Below are 23,422 nucleotides of genomic sequence, written 5' to 3'. Positions count from 1 at the left end.
CCAGGCGGGCCGCCTCTTCCTCGCTAAGCTCGTCGGGCGCGCTCAGCCCTCTCCCTCCGGCTTGGCCGGCGGGGTGCGCCGGGTGCCCGGGCGTTTGGCCGCCGGCTTCTTCGCCGGGGTTTTACGCGCGCCCTTGGGCTTTTTCGCTGCGGGGTTGGACGTGGTGCGCCGCCCCGGCGTGGCGGGTTTGGGCGCGGGCGCATCGGCTTCGGGAACGCTGCTCTCCACCTGCTCGGTCACATCGACGGGGGGCGGTGACGCTTTTGCGTCCTTCGCCGTGCCCTTGGCCGGTTTGACGTCATTGGCAGGCTTGGCCGCCGCTGGCGTCAGGCCCGGCGCGGCGCCCGGCAAGGCAAATTCCGGCACCGGCTTTCCTGTGACGCGCGAATGCAGCCGCGCCGCGATCTTGTCCACCTCGGTATAGGTGCCGTGGCGGCGCATGATGACGTATTGCTGCAGGATCGTCAGGAAATTGTTCCACGTCCAGTAGATCACCAGCGCAGCCGCAAACGGCGACAGGATGAAGGTGAACACGATCGGCAGGAAGGCGAAGATGCGCCGCTGCATGGGATCGGGCGGCGGGGGGTTGAGCGATTGCTGCGCCCACATGGTCAGGCCCATCAGGATCGGCCAGACACCGAGCTGGTAATCGCCCAGCAGCCACCAGCCATCGACCGAATAGGGCAGAAGGCCGAACAGATTCCACAAGGAGGTGGGATCGGGCGCCGACAGGTCCTGGATCCAGCCGAAGAAGGGCGCATGACGCGCCTCCAGCGAGATGAACACCGTCTTGTAGAGCGCAAAGAAGATCGGGATTTGCGGCAGGATGGGCAGGCACCCGGCGAGCGGATTGATCTTCTCGCGCTTGTAGAGCTCCATCATCTCCTGGCTCTGGCGCTGCTTGTCAGCGGCAAAGCGCTCGCGGATTTCGGTCATTTTCGGACCGACCGCGCGCATCTTCGCCATGGAGGCAAAAGCGCGGTTATTGAGCGGGAAGAGCGGGATCTTGATGAGCACGGTCAGTAGCAGGATCGCCACGCCGAAATTGCCCGTCCACTGGTAGAACGTGTTCAGGAGCCAGAAGAAGGGGCGGGTGAAGAACCAGAAATTGCCCCAGTCCACTGCCATGTCGAGGCGCGGAATGCCCTGCTCGTCCTGATAGCGCTGCAGGATCGGCACCGATTTCGACCCCGCATAGACATGCGACACGCTGGTGACCGAGCTGCCCGCCGCAATCGTGTCGGCGGTGCGCACATAGCTCGATTCAAAGATGGTGCGGCCGCCCGACTGGCGCGCCTCGAAGCGGGCGCGGATCTCGCCATCATCGCTGGGCGCCACTGCCGTCAGCCAGTATTTGGAGGTAATCCCCATCCAGCCGCCCGCGCCGGTGCGCTCCATGGAGCCATCGCGCTCGAGCCGGTTATATTTGCGGTCCATGAGCGACCCGCCGGCAACGCCGATCGGGCCTTCGTGCAGGATGAAGAAATTGGTGATGTCCTCGGGGATGCCTTCCTGGCGCACCACACCAAAGCGCGACAGCGATACTGCGTCTGCGCCATTATTCGTCACCGTATCGGTGACGGTGAAGAGATAGTCCTCATCCACCGAGATGACCCGGCGGAAGGTAAGATCGCCCGCCACATGCTCCAGCGTCACCGGGCTGGTTGGCGTCAGCGTGGTATTGCCTACAGCCTGCCAGGGCGTCGAGGGACCGGGCAGGCCCGACGGCGCACCGGCAGCGCCCGTCCAGCCATCGACCGCATAATGCCCGCCGCGCGTGCCTTGCGGAGAGAGCAGCGTCACCGGCTCATCCGACCCGACAGCCACATCATAGCGCAAAAGGCGCAGATCATCGAAGCGCGCGCCGGTCAGCGCGATGGAGCCTTCCAGCGCGGGCGTGCGGATCGCGATGCGCTCTGAGCGGCCAAGCGCATCCTCCCGGCTGGTAAACCCGCCAAGCGCCGCAGGGGCCTCTTCGCCGCCAAACGCGCTGGGCGTGTCGGTGGCGGCCTCGCCTTCTTCAGCTTCCACCGCCGCTTCCTGCGCGGCGCGCTGCTCGGCCATCATCGGTTCGACGATGAAGAGCTGGTAGGGAATGAAGATCGCCAGAACGATCGCCACCACGAGGAGAATATTGCGGGTGTCACCCATGACCGGGTTTGTCCTTCACGCTTTGTCGGTGCCGGGACGGCGCGGCGAGGCTTAGCAATGCGCTTTTCATATCGTCAAGCAAAGCCTCCCATTCACGCGCAGCCGTTCCGGCACGCGCGATGAACACATAGTCGGTGCCGGAGAGGCCATGGAGGGGGAGAATCTGGCGCGCGGCCTCTTTCAGCCGGCGCCGCGCCCGGTTGCGCTGGACGGCATTGCCCACCTTCTTCGAGGCGGTAAAGCCAGCCCTGGCAGGGCCTTCTGCCGGATCACGCGCCACCATCTGCACGACAAGGCCGGGACGGGCGGCAGAGCGGCCATCACGCGCACGCAAAAAATCGCGCCGTACGCGGATGCGCGCGGCGCGATTTGGATATTGCAGCGCTTTCAAAGTGTGGCGATTAGGCCGACAGGCGCTTGCGGCCACGCGCACGGCGGCGGGCGACAATCTGACGGCCAGCCTTGGTGGCCATACGGGCGCGGAAACCGTGACGCCGGGCGCGGACGATTTTGGACGGCTGGAAGGTACGTTTCACGGCACTGGCTCCTGAAAAGGCAAACGCGCCGGTCTCATCACGTCCGCGCTCTACGCGCGAGGGACGGGGCAAAGCCCGGCGAAAATCGAGCCGCGGTAACTACCGGCGGCGGGCGCGGGTGTCAAGCGGGAGTGGGTAATTCGGGCAGTTCAATTCGCAAGGCGACTTTCAGCTGCGCAAGCCTATATTGGCAAGCTGATAGCACCCCACCCGTCCAAGGACATCCCATGACCGCTCCCACGCCCCCCGATGCGCCTGCAAAGGCGAAACCGCTCTGGCTGCGGCTGTTGCCGGTGCTCATTCTGGCGGGGGCGCTGATCGCGGTGCTGGCAAGCGGGGTGTGGCGCGATCTGAACCTTGAGACCCTACAGGCCAACCAAGCCGCGCTGGAGGCCTATGTTGCGGCGAACCTGATCCTGGCGGTGCTGATCTACACGATTATCTATGCGCTCGCCGTGTCGATCTCTGTGCCGGGCGCGATCTGGTTCACTATCGGGGCGGGCTTCCTGTTCGGGCCGATTGTCGGCACCGGCGTTGCCGTTACCGGCTCCACCATCGGGGCGACGATCATCTTCATCGCCGTGCGCTATGCCTTTGCCGACTGGGCGCGGGCGAAATTCGGCAACTGGGTCAAGCGCCTGCAGGACGGGTTTTCCTCCGATGCCTTCAGCTATGTGCTGATCCTGCGCCTGATTCCGGTCCTGCCCTTTTTCGGCATCAATATCGCGACCGCCTTGCTGAACGTGCCCTTGCGCGCCTATGTGCTCGGCACGTTTATCGGCGTCATGCCGCTGGCCTATGTCTATGCCACGGTCGGCTCCACCATTGGCCGGGCCGCAGGCGGCGTGCCGAGCCTTCTCGATCTTCTGACCCCCGAACTCATCGCGGCCATCTGTGTATTCGCGCTCGTTGGGTTCCTGCCCTTCATCTACAAGCGCCTGACCGGCAAGAAGCCGCCAGCTTCCAATGGGGGCGAGGCATGAGCCGGGAAACCATCAAGGCCGACCTGTGCATTATCGGCGCAGGCGCAGCGGGCCTCGTCACGGCGGCGGGCGCCGCCATGCTGGACCGCAAGGTCGTCCTCTTTGAAGCGCGTGAAATGGGCGGCGATTGCCTCAATTTCGGCTGCGTGCCCTCCAAGGCGATCCTCTCTGCCGCCCATGCGGCCCATAATGTCCGCGCGGCTGCAAAGCTGGGCGTCAACGCGGGCGAACCTCAGATCGATTTCGCCGCCGTGATGGCGCATGTCCGCAAATCCATCGCCGACATCGAACCCAATGACAGCCAGGACCGTTTTGAAGGGCTGGGCGTGCGCGTGATCCGCGAATGGGCGCGCTTTACCTCTCCTGACACGGTGGAAAGCGGCAGTGTCACCGTGAAGGCGAAACGCTTCGTCATCGCGTCCGGCACGCGTGCGCGCATCCCCTCCATTCCGGGTCTTGATACCCTGCCCTACCTCACCAATGAAACGATCTGGCAGCTGGATGCCCTGCCCCGCCATCTCTTCATTCTGGGCGCGGGACCGATTGGCTGCGAGCTGGGACAGGCTTTTGCCCGTCTTGGCTCAGACGTGACCATCGTGGAGGCCGGCACCGCCCTTGGCGCGTTCGAGCCGGACCATGTGGCGGTCTTGCGCGAGGCGTTGGCCGCCGATGGCGCACGCCTGATAGAGAACACGGGCGTTGAACGCTTTTCCGGCGAGGCGGGCGCCATCACCGCGCATCTGGCGGGCGGCGAGACGATTAATGCCAGCCATGTGCTGGTGGCCGCAGGGCGCGAACCCGTCACCGATACGCTCGGGCTGGAGGCGGCGGGCATTGAGGCTGATGCGCGCGGGATTGTCTGCGATGACAAGCTGCGTACCGCCAACAGGCGCGTCTACGCCGCGGGCGACATCGCGGGCAAGGGCGCGCTGACCCATCTGGCTGGCTGGCATGCCTCCGTCATCCTGCGCAATCTCTATTACGGTGTGCCGACGCGCCAATCCTCCAACCCGATACCGGCCTGCGTCTATACCAGCCCGGGTCTTGCCCAGCTCGGACTGACTGAGACCAAGGCGCGCGAACTGCATGGCGACAAGGTGTCTGTCGTCTCCTGGCCCTTCGCCGACAATGACCGCGCGATTGCCGAGGGCGATACCGCAGGCGGGGTGAAGCTGGTGCTGGGCAAGGGCGGCAAGCTGCTGGGCGTGCATGTGGCAGGCGCGCGCAGCGACGATATCGCCGCGCTGGCCGCCATCACCATGGCCAAGGGCGGCACCGTGCGCGATCTGACCAGCCCCGTCCTTGCCTATCCGACGCGCGGCGAGGCGATAAAACGCGCAGCGGGCAAACATTTCGAGCCTGTGGTATTTGGACCCTTCGCGAAGGCGTGGGCCGCGTTATTGTCCGCGCTGCACTGATTTGCGTTCGCAATCATGGGGGCAGCTTGGCCAGAGGGGCAATCAGGGAAGGACTGGCGCGCACCGGGCGGATCCTGCGCTCCGGCACCGGCTCGCTGGGCGGACGCCTGCTGGCGCTGACCATCGCATTTGTGCTGACCGCTTCAGTGCTGATCTTCTTCCCGTCGGCGGCCAATTTCCGCAATAGCTGGCTGGGCGAGCGGGCCAATGCCGCCCATCTGGCCGCCATTGCCGCCGAGTTGGCTGAAGACAATCTCTCCGAAGAGGCCGTGCGCGAACTGCTGGACGGGGCCGACGCCATCGCGGTGGCGCGCATAGCAGGCGGCGCGACCGAGCTGGTGCTGGGAGCAGATACGGGCAATGCGCCCCTGCTGGACGAGGACCAGACCCGGCGGCGGCCCTTGCGCGAGATGGCTGCCGTCATCACCACTTTAACCGGCCCGGCTGACCGGCTGATCGTGCTGACCGCCATTCCCCAGACCCGGCCCGATGAGCGCATTCTGGTCATCCTGCCCGAAGCGCCCTTGCGTGAGGCATTGATGGGGTTTTCCGCGCGCCTGTTCTGGTTTGCGCTGTTTGCTTCGCTGGCCACCGGCGCACTGATATATCTGGCGCTGCTGGTCCTGTTTGTCGGGCCGATGCGGCGGCTATCCCTGTCCATGACGCGGTTTCAGGAAAACCCGTCCGATGCGCGCCGCGTGCTCTCGCCCGGCAAGCGCCATGACGAGATAGGCGAGGCGGAACGCGCGCTGGCCGCCATGCAGGCCGATATTCTGGCCGCCATCCGCCAGCGTGAGCGGCTGGCAAGCCTCGGCCTCGCCGTCGCGCGCATCAATCACGATCTGCGGAACGTGTTTGCCTCCGCCCAGCTGGTTTCTGACCGGCTGGCCATGAGCGAGGATGCGCGCACCGCCGCCATGGGCCAGCGCCTGGTGCGGGCCATCGGGCGCGGAATCCGCCTGTGCTCCGATGTTCTGGAATATGGACGCAGCGGCGAGGCGCACCCCGAACTGCAACCCGTCATCCTTGCCCCCCTTGTCGAGGAGATCGCCGGTGAGCTGCTCGCCGGCAGTGATGGCGTGATCTGGGAGAATGCCATTGCGCCGGACATCACCGTGATGGCTGACCGCGACATGCTGCACCGCCTGTTCGGCAATCTCATCCGCAATGCGGCCACCGCAATGAAGGGGCAGGACGGCGCCCGTCTGACGGCCAGCGCCCATGCCAGCGGCGATGAGGTCCACATCACGCTCGCCGATACCGGGCCGGGCATTCCTGGCCGCGTGCAGGCTCGCCTGTTCGAGCCCTTCTCGTCCGGCGGCGGCGAGGGCAGCACGGGGCTCGGCCTCTCCATCGCGCGCGAGCTTGCAGGACTGCTGGCCGGCGCCATCACCCTGCAATCGACCGGGCCGGAGGGGACGGTGTTTGTGGTCAGCCTGAAGGGTGCGGACTGACGCCCTCGTCTCTCAACTACCCGTGATGAAACCCCGGGCGAGTGAAGCGAGGCCCGGGGCCTCTCTCCGCTTCATCCTGCCAGGTCCCGGCTCTGCTGCGCAGGCCGGGATTTCAGGCGATCTCTCAGGCCAGGAAGGCCGGGCGCTCCACGGTGTCAAACCGGTTGCGATGGACAAAGCGCGCGACCGAGCAGTGCGCGAACTCCGCCAGCGTCTCGCCTTCGGGTAAGGTGGGCAGCCCTTCAAACCGCAGGCGCAGGGCCGCGCAGTGATCACCCGGCGCGCCGGCATGACTTTGCCATTGCGACAGCGCCGCCGCGACCGCCGCGCCCTCATCCGCACGCAGATGGCGCACGCACGCATTCACGCTCATATCGCTGACCTGGCGCAAATCGGCGGCGATCTGGATTTTCAGCACATCGCCCAGGCTCCACAGCCGCATCCGCCCGCCATGCGGGCGCACGCCGTGCAGCGGCTTTACAAAGCCCAGCCTCTGCAGCGGACGCAGGAGACTGTCCGCATCGCCCTCCACCGCCGGTTCATACCGTCCCTCACCGAGCAGCTCGGCATCGGTGAGTATCTGGCGCGCACGCCAGTCATAGGAAAGCAGCGCCGACAGAGCCGACGGATCACGAAGCGCAAATTCGGCGCGTGACGATGACAGCATTTTGAAAACCCCCGCCCGGAAGTGGACTCAACTCACGCACTAGCTATTCACTTACTTGAGTAACTGAATGCGTTTAGTGAACTTATATTCTCTGGCGGGTGTTTAAATCAGGTTAACGCGATCTTTCGCACCCGGACGGTGGAGCCTGACCGCCTGTCCGCGCGTTACAGGCGCACTATATCCTGCCGCGACGACACAGGAGTTTGCCCCATGATCCGCCCTGCCTTGCTCGCCTTTGCCGCCCTGGCGCTCGCCGCCTGCCAGCCGCCTTCAGGGCGCGGCAGCGATGTCCCGCCCCTGCAGACCGTGGATAATGTGGAGATCGAGCGCTATCTCGGCCGCTGGTTCGAGATTGCCCGCTATGATCACGGTTTCGAGCGCGGCTGCGCGGGCGTGACGGCCGACTATGCCCTGCGCGATGACGGGCGGATCGATGTCACCAATACCTGCTACCAGGACGGGCTGGACGGCCGCATGCGCACCGCCAATGGCCGCGCCCGCATCGCCGACGAGACGACGAACGCGCAGCTGGAAGTCTCCTTCTTCGGCCCGTTCTGGGGCGATTACTGGATCATCGATCTGGCAGACGATTATAGCTGGGCAGTCGTCTCGGAGCCGGAGGGGCGATACTTGTGGATCCTCTCACGCGAGCCCCAGATGGACGCGGACACGCTTGGCGACCGCCTCGGCTGGCTGGAGGCCCAAGGCTTCGACACCTCCATGCTCATCATGGTGGAGCAATGGGACAGCGCGGAGGATGTGAGGGGGTAGGTTTTAGCCAGCGCTAAACCAGCGGCCATCATCGGTCGCCTCGGCCTGACCGATGGCAGCGAGGATGGAGAGCATGCCCTCCACCCTGCCGATCTTGGCCTTGGTGTTCTTGCCCGCAAACCGGCTGGCGATATCGCGCGCGGAGAGCGGGGTTGCGGACGCGGCGACCAGTGCGCGTACCGATCTGGCCAGCTCCCCCTGCTCTTCGGGCAGGCGCGGACCTGAGGGCTCCGGCGTGGCCACGCCCACATCCATCTCCACCTGTTCGTCCGCCACGCGCGCCGCGCGCCCGTCCGGGTTCTGGAACTCTGGCCGCAGCCAGCGGATGACCCCGCGCGCTTCTTCGGCGGCGCGCTCATGGTTCAGCGCGACCAGGCGGGAAAGTATCTCTTCCTCTTCAAGGTCGGCCGGCCAGCCATAGCTTTCCGCCACCGCCGCATCGATCTGGTCGTGAATGTCTTTCAGCACCCCGACCAGCCCCGCCTCGTAAATATCGCGCTCGGCATCACTCAGGGGCGGCTCGCCCTCCTTGCCCGCCTCCAGCGCGCGCACCCGCTCCAGCACATTGTAGAGCCTGGTCATGGTCAGGAAGTCATGGGCTTCCAGCCGCTCCTTGCGGAAGGAATCCAGCCGCTCGCCCAGCGCATCGAGACGGGCTTTAAGTTCCGGCTTGCCCTCAAGGTCCGGGAAGGGGAAGGGGTCGAAGCAGGTACTGTGGGTGTAAACGGGATCGTTTCCCACTCCTTGCCGATTGCCACGAGCGTCAGAATACGTGACATGCAAGCGTGATGAGAGGACCGCCAAAATGGCCAAGTCTTCGACCGCGATAACCCTGACTTTCTGGTCCGGCAGTATGTCCGCACTCACGGTCTGGAAGGTTCTATGCTTAGCCGTTTCTGTTGTCGCGATATAGCGGCTTAACCCCTCAAGCGCCTTTCGCATAGCGGGACGTGTTTTTGCGAACAGCCACCAGCGATCCGCATACTGATCATTGTCAGGACTAGTCCCCCGCTTGGCTTCAAGCGTTGGACGCACGCTATCGAGAAGGTGCTGATAAAGATTAGGGAAATTACGAGAAACCTCGTCAACATCAAATCCATATAGATCAATAGCAAAAATACCTCTTGATCGCTGAACTAAATCACGACCATTGACATACGGTAGTATTTTTTGCCTCTCAATCTCCGATAATGAACTTTTATTTCTAAACGTATGATCAACCCAAAAACCTTTACTGTAAGGCATTACGCCTTTGAATCCAATTCCTCGATTGGAGTTCAAAGGAAAGCAGGAGCTAAGAGCCAGCCCCGCCCTGAGATTGTCACGAATGACCAGCCCCGTCCGCGCCCGCAGCTCCACCTGCGGCGCGTCGGTGTTGAGCCCCGCCTCGCTTACCACGTCGGCCAGCACGCCGTCGCGCTCCTCGCCCGGGGTCACCACCGTCATGGCGATGCGCACGGCTGCCTTGTCCGCTGACTTCATCCAGGGATGGTCCGGGATGGCATAAACGATGGACAAAGGCGGCTTGCCGGAAAGCGCCGCCTCGACCACGCGCCGGTTGAAGGTCTGGCGCAGCGAGTTGGTGGTGATGAAGCCGAAACGGCGCGGCGTCTTCGCCTTGGCCTTCGCGGCCTTGGCCGTCAGGTCGGCGGCCTTGCCCCACCAGTACATCACGAAATCGGCCGAGCGCGGCATATGCGGATAGGCACGCCACAGGGCTTCCGTGTAGCCATCGCCCAGCGATGCGCGCAAATCCTTGCCGCCAATGAAGGGCGGATTGCCGATGATGAATTCGGCCTTCGGCCAGCTAGTGGCCTTGGCTTTGGGATAATCGAGTATCTCCACGCGCGCGGCCTCGTCCGGCACGCGCTCGCCCGTCACCGGGTGATCCTTGAAGCTGATCCCGTCCCAGCGCGTGACCGGCTTGCCGTCATCGCCTGTGCGCAGCACCGGTTCGCCATGATCCAGCAGCGCATCGCGGCACTCGATATTGTGAAAATCGCGCAGGACCGGATCACGGACAATGTCCTGACCTGCTGTCTTGATCTGCCATTGAATGAAACCGATCCAGAGCACCAGCTCGGCAATCGCCGCAGCACGCGGATTGATCTCCAGCCCGAGAAACTGATGTGGGTCCACCGTATGGCCTTCAAACTCCAACGCCGCAGTGCTGCCCAGCTCCACGATCATGTCCACCACTTCGCCCTCAAGGCGCTTCATGCGCTCCATGGCGACATAGAGGAAATTGCCCGTGCCGCAGGCCGGGTCCAGCACACGGATATCGCACAAAGTGGCGTGGAAGGCGCGCAAGCGCTCCAGCGCCTTCTCCTTGCGGTCCGCATCCAGAAAGCCCTGCACCTCGGCGCGCACCGCCGCCCAGTCATCACGCAAGGGCTCCATCAGGGACGGCGTGATCAGCCGGTCGACATAGGCGCGCGGCGTATAGTGCGCGCCCAGCCGGTGGCGTTCGCGCTTGTCCAGCGCCTGTTCCAGCAGCGTGCCGAAAATGGCCGGCTCCACCTGCGTCCAGTCCTGCCTGGCCGCGATATAGAGCTCTGACAGCATTTCCGGGGAAAGCGGCAGGGCGCGCGCATCCTTGAACAGCCCGCCATTGAAGCGCCGGATGGGTTCGCGCAGCCACCCCGAGAGATCAGCGCCGGTGTTCATCTCCCGCCACAGAGCCTCCAGCGCGATATGCGCCTTGGAAGGATCGCCCTTCAGATCCGCAAGCAGCTTTGTGAAGGAGTCCTTCGGCAGCAGGGACACGTCCTCGGCGAACATGGTGAAAAGGCAGCGCATGAGGAACAGGGCGACCTGTTCGGCCTCGTGCTTTTTCTCCAGCTCGCGCGCCACGATGGCGAGGCGCGCGGCAATGTCCTTGGTAACCTCGGCTGTCTTTTTCGCCGGGTCGATGGAGTGCGGATCGGTCCAGACAGCTTTCAGCCGCGCGCGGATTTCCGGCTTTCGCAAATCCTCCAGCAGAATGCGGAAACCCCGCCTGTCGGGGAATTGCTCATACGCCTTTCCCTGCCCGGAGAAGTCGGCATAGAGCTCGAAGCAGTAGCCGATATCAGCCACGATCAGGAAAGGCGGCCAGCCATGCTCGCGCGGCAGATCCTTGGCGTAGCGCTCCGCCTGCCCCCGCGCGCGCTGCATGGCGGTGATCCAGCCATCAGTGCCGCGCCGGGCGGTGCCTGAGCGCGCCTTGCCCGCCTCTGCGCCGAACATGTCCACCTGGGCCGCGCTGGCCTTGCGGTTTCCCGTCCCTGATGAGCCCTGCTTGGCCTCCAGCACGAAGCAGCTGCGCTTGTAGAGATCAATCCGACGGCTCGACTGGCTGCCATCTTCGTGCAGTCGGGTCACCTGCCGCTCAAAGACGTAATCGTTGAGCGCCGTCTCCTCGCGTGACGGGTCGGGACGGTCCACGCCGATGAGATCGCAGAGCTCGTTGAGGAAGGTGTGCGTATTGGCCAGCTCCCCGCCGCCGGATTCCTTCCAGCGTTCGATGAAGGCTTCCACCTGCTCGTCAATCACACTCATGGCCCGCGCGCGTCTCCCCTTGATCCCACACGCTAGCCGTGTTGGGGCGGGAGGGGCAATCTTGTCTTACGCAACGCATCCGCGTTGCGATGTTCCGCGAAAAGTCGCGGGCGCGCGTTCGCGCTTTTCGGCGCTACGCGCCGGGAGACCCTACCCCCTCGTCATGCCCGCGCAGGCGGGCATCCAGAGATCATGGGGCGAAGGCAGTGACAAGCGGCTCTGGGTTCCCGCCTGCGCGGGAACGACGAAAGAGGGAAAAAGAAAAACCCCCTACCCGAAATCGACCTCGTCTTCGGGGTTCTGGTTTTCCTTGTCCGTCGCACGGCGGAAGGGCCCCGGATAGCGCGGATCGGTGCGGCGGCGCCGGTCCGGGCCGAAATAATTGCCCGACTTGATGAAGCGGCGCGGCCGCTCGATCAGCGCCACCATGCGGTTATACAGATCGACCGGGCGCACGGGCTTCGCCAGATACTCGTTCACGCCCGCATTGATGGCTTCCATGATGCGGGTGCGGTCGGTATGGCCGGTGACCATGATGATGGGCAGGTATTTGTTCGGGCTGTCCGACGCGGTGCGCACCAGCCGGGTAAACTCGAGGCCATCGACATCGCCCAGCGCATAATCGACCAACGCCACATCGGGGTTGGAAGTGCGCATGGATTCAAACGCATCGGCCGCGTCACGCACCTCCACCACGGTGCGCACGCCAAAACCCTGCAGCACCTTGCGCAGGATTGTGGACATATGCGCGTTGTCCTCAACGATAAGGACCCGCACGCGTTCAAAGCTGCCTGACATGCCTCGCCCGATGGATTCGCGACTGTAGAGGCCATTGTGCACCCGCAGCGTTAACCAAAACTTGCGGCACTGGTGCAACAGCACTCTCGCTTTCAGGCCAAGCGTGTTGCATATATGTTCTCATGGCCAAGCTGACCCGCGACGATACCGCCTATGCCCCGCCCGAAGAGGCCATAAGCCCAGGCGGCGTGTCCGATATGGGCCAGGCGGAGTTTGTACGCGATGTGGTGCCCGCCGGCATCCATGATGCGCTCTCTTTGCCCGCCAACTGGACGCCGCACCGCCCGGACCGGCCCGACAAGTCCGAGGGCGGGCGCACCTTCCAGATGGTCAGTGATTTTGAGCCCTCAGGCGATCAGCCCGCGGCCATCGCCGAGCTGGTGGAGGGCTTGAGCCAGCATGAGCGCGATCAGGTGCTGCTGGGGGTCACCGGCTCCGGCAAGACCTTCACCATGGCCAAGATCATCGAGGCGACGCAGCGCCCGGCCCTGATCCTCGCGCCCAACAAGACGCTCGCCGCGCAGCTTTACGGGGAGTTCAAGAGCTTCTTCCCCCACAATGCGGTGGAGTATTTCGTCTCCTATTACGACTACTACCAGCCCGAAGCCTATGTGCCGCGCACCGATACCTATATCGAGAAGGAATCCTCGATAAACGAGGCCATCGACCGGATGCGCCACGCTGCGACGCGGGCCATCCTGGAGCGCGATGACGTGATCATCGTCGCTAGCGTCTCCTGCATTTACGGCATCGGATCGGTGGAGACCTACACCGCCATGGTGTTCGACCTGAAGGTCGGCGACCTGTCCGATCCGCGCGAGATCATGCGCCAGCTCACCGCCTTGCAATACACGCGCAACGACGCCGCCTTCACGCGCGGCACGTTCCGGGTGCGCGGCGATGTGCTGGAGATCTTCCCCGCCCACTATGACGCCCGAGCCTGGCGGATCAGCTTCTTTGGCGACGAGATCGAGAGCATTTCCGAGTTCGACACCCTCACCGGCAAGGCGGTGGCGGCGCTGGAGAAGGTGCGCGTCTACGCCAACTCCCACTATGTCACCCCGCGCCCGACGCTCAATCAGGCGATTACCCATATCAAGGCGGAGCTGGCCGAGCGCCTGGAATGGATGGAGGCCAATAACAAGCTTCTCGAAGCCCAGCGCCTCGCCCAGCGCGTGCAGTTCGATATCGAGATGCTGGAGGCCACAGGCAGCTGCAACGGCATCGAGAACTATTCGCGTTACCTCACGGGCCGCAAGCCCGGCGAGCCGCCGCCGACCCTGTTTGAATACATCCCGGAGAACGCGCTGGTCTTCACCGATGAGAGCCATGTGACGATCCCGCAGCTCGGCGCGATGTACAAGGGCGACTTCTCCCGCAAGCGCACGCTCGCCGAGCACGGCTTCCGCCTGCCCTCCTGCATGGATAACCGCCCCCTCAAATTCGAGGAATGGGAGGCGATGCGCCCGCAGACCATCCACGTCTCGGCGACGCCCGGCTCTTGGGAGCTGGACAAGACCGGCGGCGTCTTCACCGAGCAGGTGATCCGCCCCACCGGGCTTATCGATCCGCCGGTGGAGGTGCGCCCGGTCGCGAAGGAAGGCTTCAGCCAGGTGGATGACATTATCGAGGAGGCGAGGGCCACGGCCGCTGCCGGTATGCGCACGCTCGTCACCACGCTCACCAAACGCATGGCCGAAGACCTCACCGAATACATGCACGAGCAGGGCCTGAAAGTGCGCTACATGCACTCTGATGTGGACACGGTGGAGCGCATCGAGCTGATCCGGGATTTGCGCCTTGGCGCCTATGATGTGCTGGTGGGCATCAACCTGCTTCGCGAGGGGCTGGACATCCCCGAATGCGGGCTGGTGGGCATCCTGGATGCCGACAAGGAGGGCTTCCTGCGCTCGGAGACGAGCCTGGTACAGACAATCGGCCGCGCGGCGAGGAATGCCGATGCGCGCGTCATCCTCTATGCCGACAGCGTGACCGGCTCCATGCAGCGCGCGATGGATGAGACGGCACGCCGCCGCGACAAGCAGATCGCCCATAACGAGGCCCACGGCATCACCCCGCGCACGATTGTGCGCGGCATTTCCGATGTGCTCGAAGGCGTGATGGAGAAGACGGCCGCCGGCAGGGGCTCGCGCAGCCGCCAGCGGGGTCAGGATCGCTTGACCGCCCGCGAAGATCAGGCAAGCTTTGAACCCAATAATCTCAAGGCGGTCATCGCCGACCTTGAAAAACGCATGCGCGAGGCCGCCGCCAATCTCGAATTCGAGGAAGCGGCAAGGCTACGGGACGAGATCAAGGCGCTGGGGGAGTAGATTCCGTGGAAATAAAAAGTGTAAAAGTTTCTTCACTACATGGCTACCTTGATTTCAATATAAAATTCCGGAGAGATCTGACATTTATTTATGGAATAAATGGACAAGGAAAGACATCAATCGTACTTGCCATCGTTTCACTAATACAGCCGGACATTCATTGGCTGATAACAAATGAATTTAAGTCAATAGAAGTGAAATTTAATTCTCCCGGAGCCTTTAGCGCCACCGCTGAAAACAACGGCTCGTCATTGGCGTTTATACTTAAAAAGGACGGCGAAATTATCGGGGAAGCAGCTTTAAGCTTATCCCTTGTTGAAGAATACAATTTATTGAGTTCTGACGAAGCGGCATTTGATTCATCCAATAGAATTATGGATTTTGTAAAGGCAGAATTTATTAACTCATCATTTTACAAAGAACCACACAAACTTCCAACTCCGTTTTTCTTAGGTCTTGAGAGAACCTCTCCTGCCCGACGCATTAACATAAGTCGGCGGCGGCGCTCTGCGCCTCAGAGGCTAAGGTCGAATAGGCAAACTCCCTTGACGTACGGCGTGTCTCTCGCAGAAGAGGTGATTGTCGAACGATATAGAAAAATATCTATTAGTCGGGCTAAACTTGATAGTGATTTTCGTAAACAACTTGTGCTATCTGTATTTCACGTCACCCCACACAGAAGGGTTTTTGGGGAACACTGGCCAAATCAAACGCTCATCAAGAAGTATAAAGATATTCGAGACAAAATAAATCCCATTCTTAAGAGAGTTGATTTTTCCGATGAGGATATATCAACTCATATTAGCCCGGTATTTGAAGATCTGATTGAGACAGCCGAGAAGTTGGTTCAGATCGGACGCCCCTCAGCCGATGTATTTTTTAATTCTGATAAATCACAACAAAGGCTGATAACAAAATGGCTTGAAATAAGCACAAGGGTTCCTATTTTTAATAAAATATCAGAGATAATCGACGGTTATGAGAAATTAGAAAATGAAATATACTCATCTAGTTATATGTTTTGTGATTTCGTGAACGAATTTCTAAAAGAGTCGGGGAAATCAATCCACATTGACGAGAGTGGTAACGTGGGAGTTGATCTTCCTAATGATAAGACTCAGTCACCAACTGATATGAGCTCTGGTGAGATGCAAATATTTCTACTTATGGCCCACGTTATTTTTAACCTCGATGTTAAGGACGCTAACTGCCTCATCATCGATGAGCCAGAGTTGAGCTTGCATGTGCAATGGCAGGAGATGTTTGTTGAAGCGCTCCAGGCTGCTAATTCAAGCATGCAGTATATCTTTGCAACCCACAGCCCGTCGATAATTGGGAACCGTGTAAACAACTGCGTGGGCCTGTAAACATGGTGGCTATACCGAAGTACACATCCAGAGCAATGTACGGGTTGGCAGCTTTAAAAAGTGGCAGGAATGATATAGATATATACGTAGAAGATACTAAAACGTGGAGGCTTGTAGAGATGCTTGTGTTCTCTAACCTTCCACCGTCTATTAAAATTCGGGAGGTATTTCCCCTAGGGGGCAGGGACAAGGTTATTCAAGCTTCAAAGCAGGCGCCCGTTAATTTGAATCGAGTCGAATTGTATATTGTCGACTCAGATTTAGAACTAATCGGAAAGTGCCGAGATTCGACAAATAGACATACTGTCCCACTGTCAAGGTATTGTGTAGAAAATTATTTCCTCTGTCAGCGCGCTATCGAGCTAACGCTTGTTCATGACAAGCCGGAGTGGAGATCGGCAGAAATTAAGAGTAGGTTAGATTATGAATCATTCAAAAGGGAATTGAGATTGTTCTCTAAATTATATATGCTTTATGCGGCGGCATCTAGATTAAATGTGCGCGAACAGCTCTCGGCTTACGCGCTGTCACGTCTCTGCATTAAGAGCACTAGTGGAAGGCTTGTTGGCTCGCCGAAGCTGATAGCGGGAAGGTGCAAGCAGGTAATTCGCGCGATGAAAGATGCTGCGGGGCGCGATAAGTGTATAGATGCGATTAACACCGTGCGCAGAAATGCAATGCGAATGCATTACATGGACTATGTTAGCGGAAAATATGTTTCTATCCCTTTGCTATTTGGATTGGTGAAAGACGTGTTCGACGTTGGAGGTCGAAGGGAAGTTTTTTTGATGAGACTGAGTGCAAACGTCGAGAATTTGAGGTGTGACGTACTGAGAAGGCGGATTGCGAATTCTATTCGGTATCAATCGGCAAGTGCCGCCTAGGTGATCTGTCTGGCTCGGCCCCCCCTCACCCCACCCTGCGATAAATCCCGTCTATCCGCACGTCGCCGTCCAGAATGTCGAGATAGGTTCGTATGACCTGTTCGAGCTGGTCAAGCGTTTCGATATCGCAAAAGCCTTCCGGGTCGCGGGTGATGCCGGCGGCGGCGAGCTGTTCAGCCGAGAGGATATGGCAATCGGGCTGGTGATAGGTGGTCATGTCCGCATAGACGAAGAGCACGCCATAGGTGATGGCGTCCTGGCGGGGGACTTGCGCGATATAGATATCGCCCGACAGGCGGCGCAGCCTGGCATTCTGGTGCGGGAAGTTTTCCACGTCCGAGCTGTAGCGGCGCGAGAAGCGGGCATAGTCGATACGGCCCTGCCACGTCACCCCGCCCCATTCCACGCCCTCTGTATCAAACGGCGTATGGGTGTATTCGCCCGGCGGCATGGCGCGGGTCGCCTGGCGTGCGCCGATCAGCTCCACCTCGCTGGTAAAGCAGCCCGCGAGCATCAGCGCGGGCAGAACAAGCAGTGAAATCCCGGCCGAGCGGAGCGAGAGCCGGGAGCTGTTGCCGGATTGTTTCGAGACCCCGGATCGCTGCGCGTCCGGGGTTTCATTAGAGGGTTGAAATCCCGGCCAAGCGAAGCGCAGAGCCGGGACCTCGTGCAGAATAGCCCTGAGAGAGGCCCCGGATAGCGCTGCGCGCTTCCGGGGTTTCAGGTGACTGTGGAAGGTTTCCCTCATACCGGCGCGCAGGCCGCTTTCAGCCAGGCATGCACCTCTGCCTCCTCCGCCACCAGCGGGCCGATCTTTTCCAGCACATCGGCGTGATAGGCATTGAGCCAGTCACGCTCCTCATCGCTCATCAGCTCCACATCCACCAGAGCGGTGTGGATGGGCGCGAGCGTGATCGTTTCAAAGCCCATCATCGGCCGCTCGCCGCCGGGCAGATCCTCCGGCGGGGTGACGACCTGCAGCGTCTCGATGCGGATGCCCCACTTGCCGGTATTATAAAAGCCCGGCTCGTTAGAGAAGATCATCCCCGGTTTCAGCGCGATTGTGTTGGGCGCCTTGGCGATGCGGCCCGGCCCTTCGTGTACGGAGAGATAGCTGCCGACCCCGTGGCCGGTGCCATGATCATAATCCATCCCCGCCATCCACAAGGGCTGGCGCGCGAGGGCATCAAGCTGTGATCCGGTCGTGCCTTCAGGAAAGCGTATGCGCGCCAGCGCGATATGGCCCTTCAGCACCAGCGTGAAGGCGCGGCGCATGTCCGCGCCCGCCTCGCCGATGGGCACGGTGCGGGTGATGTCGGTGGTACCGTCCGGGTACTGACCACCGGAGTCCACCAGATAAAGCGTGCCGCGCTCCAGCTTGCGTACCGAGTCGGTGGAGACGCGGTAGTGCGGCAGCGCGCCGTTCGGCCCGGCGCCGGAAATCGTCTCAAAGCTTATATCGCGAAATTCAGGCAGCGCCCGGCGGAAGCTTTCCAGCTTCACCGCCGCGCTGATCTCGTCCTCATGGCCGGACTGTCCTTGCGTATCCAGCCAGTGGAGGAAGCGCACCATGGCCGCGCCATCGCGGATATGGGCCTGGCGAGCGCCTTCCACCTCGACCGCGTTCTTGATCGCACGCGGCAGGGCCACCGGATCGGCGCCGCGCTTGATGATCGCGCCGGCTTTTTCAAGCTGGTTGAAGACGTGGGCGCTGGTGATGGCCGGGTCCACGAGCACGGTTTTCCCGGTGAGGGCGGCGAGCGCGGAATCGAAGCTGTCTTCAGATTCGATGGATACTTTGTTGCCGCCCACAGGATAGAGCTCAGAAACCCCTTTTTCGGGGTCGAAATACCCAGAAACCGACCCGTCCGATAGTATAATTGCGCGTCCCAGACCTATGGGGGCGCAGGCGACGTCTCCGCCGCGCAAATTGAGGATCCAGGCCACCGAAATCGGGTCTGACAGCACGGCCGCATCGGCGCCAGCCTCTTTAAGCCCTTGAGAAACCTCATCGAGTTTCTCCTCCACCCTGCGCCCGGCCAAAGTGACGGGGTGGGGATAGATTTTCGCTTTCGGGGCCGCGGGGCGATTTTCCCAGATTCTATCCACCGGGTTCTCGTCAACTATCCGCATGTGGATACCGGCGCGCGCTGCGGCTGCCTCTATCCGCGCGATGGCATCGGGGCTGTGCAGGCGGGCATCATAGCCGATTATCTCGCCTTTACGGGCGTTTGCGGCGATCCAGCCCGCGATTCCCGGCTCCGGAAAGCCCTCGAAGGCGAAAAGTTGTCCATCAACCTGGTCGCGCACCTGCAGGGTATAGCGCCCGTCGGTAAAGATGGCGGCCCTGTCCCGCATGATAATCGCCGCCCCGGCGCTGCCCGTGAAGCCGGTTACCCATGCCAGACGGTCCGCGCTGGCGGGGACATATTCGTTATTATACTCGTCCTCATGGGGCACGAGAAAGCCGTCAAGGCCAAGGCGCTCCAGCTCTTTTCGAAGCAGCGGCAAGGCTTTACGGCCATTGGCGGGGCCGCCCTTGGGGGTGAAGGTCTGGATGGTTTCGGGGGGGATAATATGGGTCATGGGGGCAAGCTAATCCCCCTCCGGGCGGCGATCAATCGGGGCATGCTGTGGGCGCTCTATCCGGCGGGGCGGGGCCGGGCTATCCGGAGAAGAGAGGGGGCGCTTTGGCAAAAAACTGTCACACACAACAAGGGCCAAACGCGATATAGGGCGGGGATAGTTGACCCGGAGTCCGCCATGATCCGCTTCGCCGTTGCGCTGATTGCCACACTTTTCCTCAATATTTCAACAGCTTATGCCGATCCGGGCGCGCGCTTCGCCGACGGCCATACCCGCGCCCCCGATACCAGCCCCCATGCGGCGCTGGAAGCACAAGTCTCTGATATACTTGACAGATTCGCCGCCGAACTGGGTCCGGACGCACTGGTAGCGCTCACCCCCGAAACCGCCCTCGCCTTCCTGAGTGAAGAAGAAAGGGCTTATCTTTCAACGGCTTTCGTCCATTTCTCCATTGACCGCCCGGCCCGCATCTATGTCGCCTATGACGGCATGTATGGCGAGCGGCCTTTCTGGCTTGAAGATCTGGGCTTTGAACGCCGCGAAGCTATTGATTTTATTGTTGATTCGGAAGACCCCTACGAGGTCTGGCAGCGCGAGTACGAGGCTGGCGAGATCCGCCTCGGCATCCCTTCCTTCTCCGGCGAGCTGAAACCCTATGTGGTCTTCGCCGCGCCTCTGGATGGCGGTGAAGCCATTGAAATTACACCGCTTGTTGACGGCACGGATGTGCAGATTGCCGCTGAGGGCGGTGAGCCCTTCATCGACGATAATGACTATTTCAACGCCCTGCCGGCAGAACTCGACGGCCTTCCCGTACTAAGGTCCTATGAAAGCTGGGAATTTGTCTCCCGCATGGTCGGCTTCTTCCGCACCACGGATTACCCGTCCTCAGGCCAGCCCGATCACATCATCCAGACCTGGCAGGGCGATCCGCGCGAGGAGATCACGATCCAGTGGCGCACCCGCTCAGGAGCGGCCAGCGATCCGGTACTCTGGTATGCCCCTGAGAATGAAACGGAATCTGTCTCTTACGTACGCGCCGAAACGGTGTCGCTGCGCAGCCGGCAGATCGTCAATGACCCGGCTGTGGACTTCCACCGCGTGCGCCTGACCGGGCTGGAACCGGGTGTGCGATACGCGTTCGGCGTCAGTGCGAACGGCGGCGAAAACTGGAGCGAAGTGAGGCACTTCCACACGGCGGCCGAGCCGGGCGCGCAGAGCTGGCAGTTTGCCTATCTGGGCGATCCGCAGAACGGGCTGGACGAATGGGGCGATCTCATCCGCCAGGGCTATGAAAGATTTCCTGAAATCCGCTTCTGGATGATTGCCGGAGACCTGATCGACAAGGGTACGGAGCGCGATAACTGGGACCAGTTCTTCGCCGAAGGCTCCACCGTGTTCGACCGCTCCGCCGTGGTCCCGGCCATTGGCAATCATGACAGCCATGGCGGCCACCCGACCCTTTACCTTCAACAGTTTGCCCTGCCCGATAACGGGTCCGAGCATCTCGATCCGGGCCGCACCTATCACCTGACCTATCAGGACATGCTGATCGTGGTGATGGATTCCAACTATGATCTCATCGAGCCGGAAACGCAGACCGAATGGCTGGACCGGGTCCTCGGCGAGAGCGATGCGCGCTGGAAAGTGGTTATCTACCACCACCCCTTCTATGCCTCGCGTCCGGGCCGCGATAACCAGCCCTTGCGCGATGCCTGGGGCCCGATCTTCGACCGGCACAATGTCGATATAGCCTTCCAGGGCCACGACCACGCCTATATGCGCACCGTGCCCATGAGGGATCACCGCCCGGCAGAGCCGGGTGAGCACGGCACCATCTATCTGGTCGCGGTTTCCGGCACCAAGATGTACGAGCAGGAATTGCGCGATTTCGTCGCCTTCGGCACCACGAATGAGCGCACCTATCAGATCATCGATATGGACTCAGCTGCCGGCACCCTCTCCTACCGCGCCATCAATGCAGACGGTGTGGAGATCGATGCCTTCGCGCTGGAAAAGGAGTAGCCGGCCAGCATCTGTCGAAAGCGTAATATTTGCAGGCTTGCCCTCTGGCCGGGTTGGGCTAAACCGGCGCGCCCTGCTGATTACGCGCGAGCCTGGCCATGACCGCACCTGCCATTGAAACCCGATCCCTTGCCCGCCGCTTCGGCGACAAGCGGGCGGTCGATGGCATTGATCTCGACGTGAAGCGCGGCGAGATTTTCGCCGTGCTCGGCCCTAATGGCGCAGGCAAGACGACGCTGGTGCGCATGCTGGCAACCCTGCTGCGTCCCTCGGAGGGCAGCGCGCGCGTGCTCGGCCACGATATCGAGCGCGAAGCGCGCGAGGTGCGCCGCAAGATCAGCCTGACCGGCCAGTTTGCTTCGGTAGACGAAGACCTTACCGGCTATGAGAACCTGCTTCTCCTCTCTCGCCTGTCGGGCCTGAAAGGTGCAGACGCCAAGGGCCGGGCGATGAATCTGCTGACCGCCTTTGATCTGGCCGAAGCGGCTGCCAAGCAGGCCAAGGACTATTCCGGCGGCATGCGCCGCAAGCTCGACATCGCCGCCAGCCTCATCCGCCGCCCCGAACTCCTGTTTCTGGACGAGCCGACGACCGGGCTGGATCCGCGCTCGCGCAATCAGGTGTGGGACATTGTGCGCGGCCTTGCCGCCAGCGGCACGACCATTCTTCTGACCACGCAGTATCTGGAGGAGGCCGACCAGCTCGCAGACGAAATCGCCGTTGTCGATCACGGCCGGATCATTGCGCGCGGTACCAGCGCCGAACTCAAAGCCAAGGTCGGCGGGGGCGTGTTGCAGATCAACCTTGCCAGCGCGGAGCGGCGCGAGGAGGCTTCCCGCCTGCTGTCTGACATGCTGGTGGGCGAGGTGCGCGCAGGCGGCAATGGCGTCTCCCTGAATGTGGATGTGGCGGATCCGGATGCGGGTCTGGCGGCGCTCGGCGCACTGTCAGCGGCAGGCATCACGCTGACCGGCTATGCCCTCAGCCAGCCGAGCCTCGATGAGGTGTTCTTCGCGCTGACCGGGCGCCCGCCAGAACCGGAGAAAGAAGCAGAGACGGAGGCGGCACAATGAGTGAGATCGTGAAACCTCTTGAGCAGGCCGCCGAGAATGCCGTGCTGTCAGCATCCGCCATTGCGGCACGCCCGCCCCATGCGGTGTCGGTCAGCCTCACCTATGCGTGGCGGGCTCTCCTGAAGATCAAGCACATGCCCGAACAGCTCTTCGACGTGGTGGTGACCCCCATCATGTTCACGGTGATGTTCACCTATCTGTTTGGCGGTGCGCTGGCGGGTTCGACCGATGCCTATCTGCAATTCCTGCTGCCGGGCATTCTGGTGCAGACGATTGTTTTCACATCCGTCTATACCGGCTTCACGCTCAATACCGACATTTCCAAGGGCGTGTTTGACCGCTTCCGCTCTCTGCCGGTCTGGTCGCCGGGGCCGATTGCGGGTGCGATGCTGGCTGATGTGTTCCGCTTCACCGCGTCGGGCGTCATTGTCTTCATCATCGGCACCCTGATGGGCTACCGGCCTGAGGGCGGGTTCATCGCGGTTATTCCCGCCCTCGCGCTGATGAACGCCTTTGCACTGGGCTTTGGCTGGATATTCACGGCGCTGGCGCTGTCGGTGCGCACGCCCTCCACGGTGATGACGCTCGCCTGGCTGGTACTGATGCCCCTCACCTTTGCCTCCAACATCTATGTCGACCCCGCGACCATGCCGGGCTGGCTGCAGGCGGTTGTGTCGGTCAATCCGGTGTCGCTGCTGGTCACGGCCATCCGCGACATCATGGCTGGCACACCGGACGCAGGCGCTATATTGCTGGCCCTGCTCGCCCCCGGCGTGATGGCGGCCATATTCGGACCGCTCACCATGTGGCTCTACCGGCGCGAGCGCTAGCGCAAGGAA

General features: G+C 61.7%; 18 protein-coding genes. 10 read left to right on the top strand and 8 right to left on the bottom strand.

Annotated elements, in window-relative coordinates:
• Positions 1-42: 42 nt before the first annotated feature.
• Genes yidC through rpmH form a run of 3 tightly spaced genes read right to left on the bottom strand, consistent with a single transcriptional unit; the run spans position 43 to position 2,687 of the window.
• Positions 43-2,151, bottom strand: coding sequence for a membrane protein insertase YidC (yidC, locus tag ACTIGC_RS03640; protein ID WP_439633112.1), 2,109 nt, complete (start codon positions 2,149-2,151; stop codon positions 43-45).
• Positions 2,144-2,533 (bottom strand): ribonuclease P protein component, encoded by a 390-nt coding sequence (gene rnpA / locus ACTIGC_RS03635; protein WP_373870241.1) that lies wholly within the window; start codon positions 2,531-2,533, stop codon positions 2,144-2,146. Before rnpA ends, yidC begins: the two co-directional genes overlap by 8 nt.
• A 19-nt stretch (positions 2,534-2,552) precedes the next feature.
• Positions 2,553-2,687 (bottom strand): 50S ribosomal protein L34, encoded by a 135-nt coding sequence (rpmH, locus tag ACTIGC_RS03630; RefSeq protein WP_127568409.1) that lies wholly within the window; start codon positions 2,685-2,687, stop codon positions 2,553-2,555.
• A 227-nt stretch (positions 2,688-2,914) separates the two neighbouring features.
• On the opposite strand from rpmH, the gene ACTIGC_RS03625 reads away from it, so the two are divergent.
• Genes ACTIGC_RS03625 through ACTIGC_RS03615 form a run of 3 tightly spaced genes read left to right on the top strand, consistent with a single transcriptional unit; the run spans position 2,915 to position 6,542 of the window.
• A complete protein-coding gene (locus ACTIGC_RS03625) occupies positions 2,915-3,670 on the top strand; it encodes a TVP38/TMEM64 family protein (protein WP_439633111.1) in 756 nt (251 codons plus the stop codon).
• Positions 3,667-5,088, top strand: a complete 1,422-nt coding sequence (locus ACTIGC_RS03620) for a dihydrolipoyl dehydrogenase family protein (protein WP_439633110.1) — start codon at positions 3,667-3,669, stop codon at positions 5,086-5,088. The genes ACTIGC_RS03625 and ACTIGC_RS03620 overlap by 4 nt, the downstream gene beginning before the upstream one ends.
• Before the next feature lie 26 nt (positions 5,089-5,114).
• Positions 5,115-6,542, top strand: a complete 1,428-nt coding sequence (locus ACTIGC_RS03615; protein ID WP_439633109.1) for a sensor histidine kinase — start codon at positions 5,115-5,117, stop codon at positions 6,540-6,542.
• Positions 6,543-6,666: 124 nt separating this feature from the next.
• On the opposite strand, the gene ACTIGC_RS03610 is transcribed toward ACTIGC_RS03615, so the two are convergent.
• The gene (locus tag ACTIGC_RS03610) at positions 6,667-7,209 is read right to left on the bottom strand and encodes a hypothetical protein (RefSeq protein WP_127568417.1); all 543 of its coding nucleotides are present in this window, start codon (positions 7,207-7,209) and stop codon (positions 6,667-6,669) included.
• Positions 7,210-7,419: 210 nt separating this feature from the next.
• Here ACTIGC_RS03610 and ACTIGC_RS03605 point away from each other — a divergent pair, with 210 nt between their 5' ends.
• Positions 7,420-7,980, top strand: coding sequence for a lipocalin family protein (locus tag ACTIGC_RS03605; RefSeq protein ID WP_439633108.1), 561 nt, complete (start codon positions 7,420-7,422; stop codon positions 7,978-7,980).
• A 3-nt stretch (positions 7,981-7,983) separates the two neighbouring features.
• Here the strand turns inward: ACTIGC_RS03605 and ACTIGC_RS03600 are convergent, their stop codons facing one another.
• Positions 7,984-11,520, bottom strand: a complete 3,537-nt coding sequence (locus ACTIGC_RS03600) for a class I SAM-dependent DNA methyltransferase (protein WP_439633107.1) — start codon at positions 11,518-11,520, stop codon at positions 7,984-7,986.
• Positions 11,521-11,790: 270 nt separating this feature from the next.
• Positions 11,791-12,318: a response regulator gene (locus ACTIGC_RS03595; protein WP_439633106.1), complete on the bottom strand. Its 528-nt coding sequence runs from the start codon at positions 12,316-12,318 to the stop codon at positions 11,791-11,793.
• A 197-nt stretch (positions 12,319-12,515) separates the two neighbouring features.
• Here ACTIGC_RS03595 and uvrB point away from each other — a divergent pair, with 197 nt between their 5' ends.
• The 3 genes from uvrB to ACTIGC_RS03580 are packed head-to-tail and all read left to right on the top strand — an operon-like array spanning position 12,516 to position 16,899.
• The gene (gene uvrB / locus ACTIGC_RS03590; RefSeq protein WP_439633342.1) at positions 12,516-14,648 is read left to right on the top strand and encodes an excinuclease ABC subunit UvrB; all 2,133 of its coding nucleotides are present in this window, start codon (positions 12,516-12,518) and stop codon (positions 14,646-14,648) included.
• A gap of 5 nt (positions 14,649-14,653) precedes the next feature.
• On the top strand, positions 14,654-16,015 hold the full coding sequence (locus ACTIGC_RS03585; protein ID WP_439633105.1) for an AAA family ATPase: 1,362 nt from the start codon (positions 14,654-14,656) through the stop codon (positions 16,013-16,015).
• 2 nt (positions 16,016-16,017) lie between these two features.
• Complete coding sequence (locus ACTIGC_RS03580) at positions 16,018-16,899, top strand: DUF4435 domain-containing protein (RefSeq protein WP_439633104.1); 882 nt, start codon at positions 16,018-16,020, stop codon at positions 16,897-16,899.
• A 25-nt stretch (positions 16,900-16,924) separates the two neighbouring features.
• On the opposite strand, the gene ACTIGC_RS03575 is transcribed toward ACTIGC_RS03580, so the two are convergent.
• Both ACTIGC_RS03575 and ACTIGC_RS03570 read right to left on the bottom strand, forming a co-directional pair.
• Positions 16,925-17,413, bottom strand: a complete 489-nt coding sequence (locus ACTIGC_RS03575; RefSeq protein WP_439633103.1) for a hypothetical protein — start codon at positions 17,411-17,413, stop codon at positions 16,925-16,927.
• Positions 17,414-17,643: 230 nt separating this feature from the next.
• Positions 17,644-19,485, bottom strand: a complete 1,842-nt coding sequence (locus tag ACTIGC_RS03570; RefSeq protein WP_439633102.1) for an aminopeptidase P family protein — start codon at positions 19,483-19,485, stop codon at positions 17,644-17,646.
• 177 nt (positions 19,486-19,662) lie between these two features.
• Here ACTIGC_RS03570 and ACTIGC_RS03565 point away from each other — a divergent pair, with 177 nt between their 5' ends.
• The 3 genes from ACTIGC_RS03565 (at position 19,663) to ACTIGC_RS03555 (ending at position 23,413) form a co-directional block, all read left to right on the top strand.
• Positions 19,663-21,510: a fibronectin type III domain-containing protein gene (locus ACTIGC_RS03565; protein WP_439633101.1), complete on the top strand. Its 1,848-nt coding sequence runs from the start codon at positions 19,663-19,665 to the stop codon at positions 21,508-21,510.
• Between the two features lie 98 nt (positions 21,511-21,608).
• On the top strand, positions 21,609-22,583 hold the full coding sequence (locus tag ACTIGC_RS03560) for an ATP-binding cassette domain-containing protein (RefSeq protein ID WP_439633100.1): 975 nt from the start codon (positions 21,609-21,611) through the stop codon (positions 22,581-22,583).
• Positions 22,580-23,413, top strand: a complete 834-nt coding sequence (locus ACTIGC_RS03555) for an ABC transporter permease (protein ID WP_439633099.1) — start codon at positions 22,580-22,582, stop codon at positions 23,411-23,413. The genes ACTIGC_RS03560 and ACTIGC_RS03555 overlap by 4 nt, the downstream gene beginning before the upstream one ends.
• Positions 23,414-23,422 lie beyond the last annotated feature (9 nt).

It is taken from the genome of Glycocaulis sp., from assembly GCF_051859565.1.
Lineage (GTDB): Bacteria > Pseudomonadota > Alphaproteobacteria > Caulobacterales > Maricaulaceae > Glycocaulis.
Note: the sequence above shows the minus strand (reverse complement) of the source record. Positions and strands in the feature narration are given on the sequence as shown.

Coding starts and splice junctions, on each gene's coding strand:
- ACTIGC_RS03555 (WP_439633099.1), top strand. CDS start 22,580: ATGAGTGAGATCGTGAAACCTCTTGAGCAGGCCGCCGAGAATGCCGTG.
- ACTIGC_RS03600 (WP_439633107.1), bottom strand. CDS start 11,520: ATGAGTGTGATTGACGAGCAGGTGGAAGCCTTCATCGAACGCTGGAAG.
- ACTIGC_RS03610 (WP_127568417.1), bottom strand. CDS start 7,209: ATGCTGTCATCGTCACGCGCCGAATTTGCGCTTCGTGATCCGTCGGCT.
- uvrB (WP_439633342.1), top strand. CDS start 12,516: ATGGGCCAGGCGGAGTTTGTACGCGATGTGGTGCCCGCCGGCATCCAT.
- ACTIGC_RS03580 (WP_439633104.1), top strand. CDS start 16,018: ATGGTGGCTATACCGAAGTACACATCCAGAGCAATGTACGGGTTGGCA.
- ACTIGC_RS03595 (WP_439633106.1), bottom strand. CDS start 12,318: ATGTCAGGCAGCTTTGAACGCGTGCGGGTCCTTATCGTTGAGGACAAC.
- ACTIGC_RS03565 (WP_439633101.1), top strand. CDS start 19,663: ATGATCCGCTTCGCCGTTGCGCTGATTGCCACACTTTTCCTCAATATT.
- ACTIGC_RS03625 (WP_439633111.1), top strand. CDS start 2,915: ATGACCGCTCCCACGCCCCCCGATGCGCCTGCAAAGGCGAAACCGCTC.
- ACTIGC_RS03575 (WP_439633103.1), bottom strand. CDS start 17,413: ATGCTCGCGGGCTGCTTTACCAGCGAGGTGGAGCTGATCGGCGCACGC.
- ACTIGC_RS03560 (WP_439633100.1), top strand. CDS start 21,609: ATGACCGCACCTGCCATTGAAACCCGATCCCTTGCCCGCCGCTTCGGC.
- ACTIGC_RS03605 (WP_439633108.1), top strand. CDS start 7,420: ATGATCCGCCCTGCCTTGCTCGCCTTTGCCGCCCTGGCGCTCGCCGCC.
- ACTIGC_RS03570 (WP_439633102.1), bottom strand. CDS start 19,485: ATGACCCATATTATCCCCCCCGAAACCATCCAGACCTTCACCCCCAAG.
- ACTIGC_RS03620 (WP_439633110.1), top strand. CDS start 3,667: ATGAGCCGGGAAACCATCAAGGCCGACCTGTGCATTATCGGCGCAGGC.
- yidC (WP_439633112.1), bottom strand. CDS start 2,151: ATGGGTGACACCCGCAATATTCTCCTCGTGGTGGCGATCGTTCTGGCG.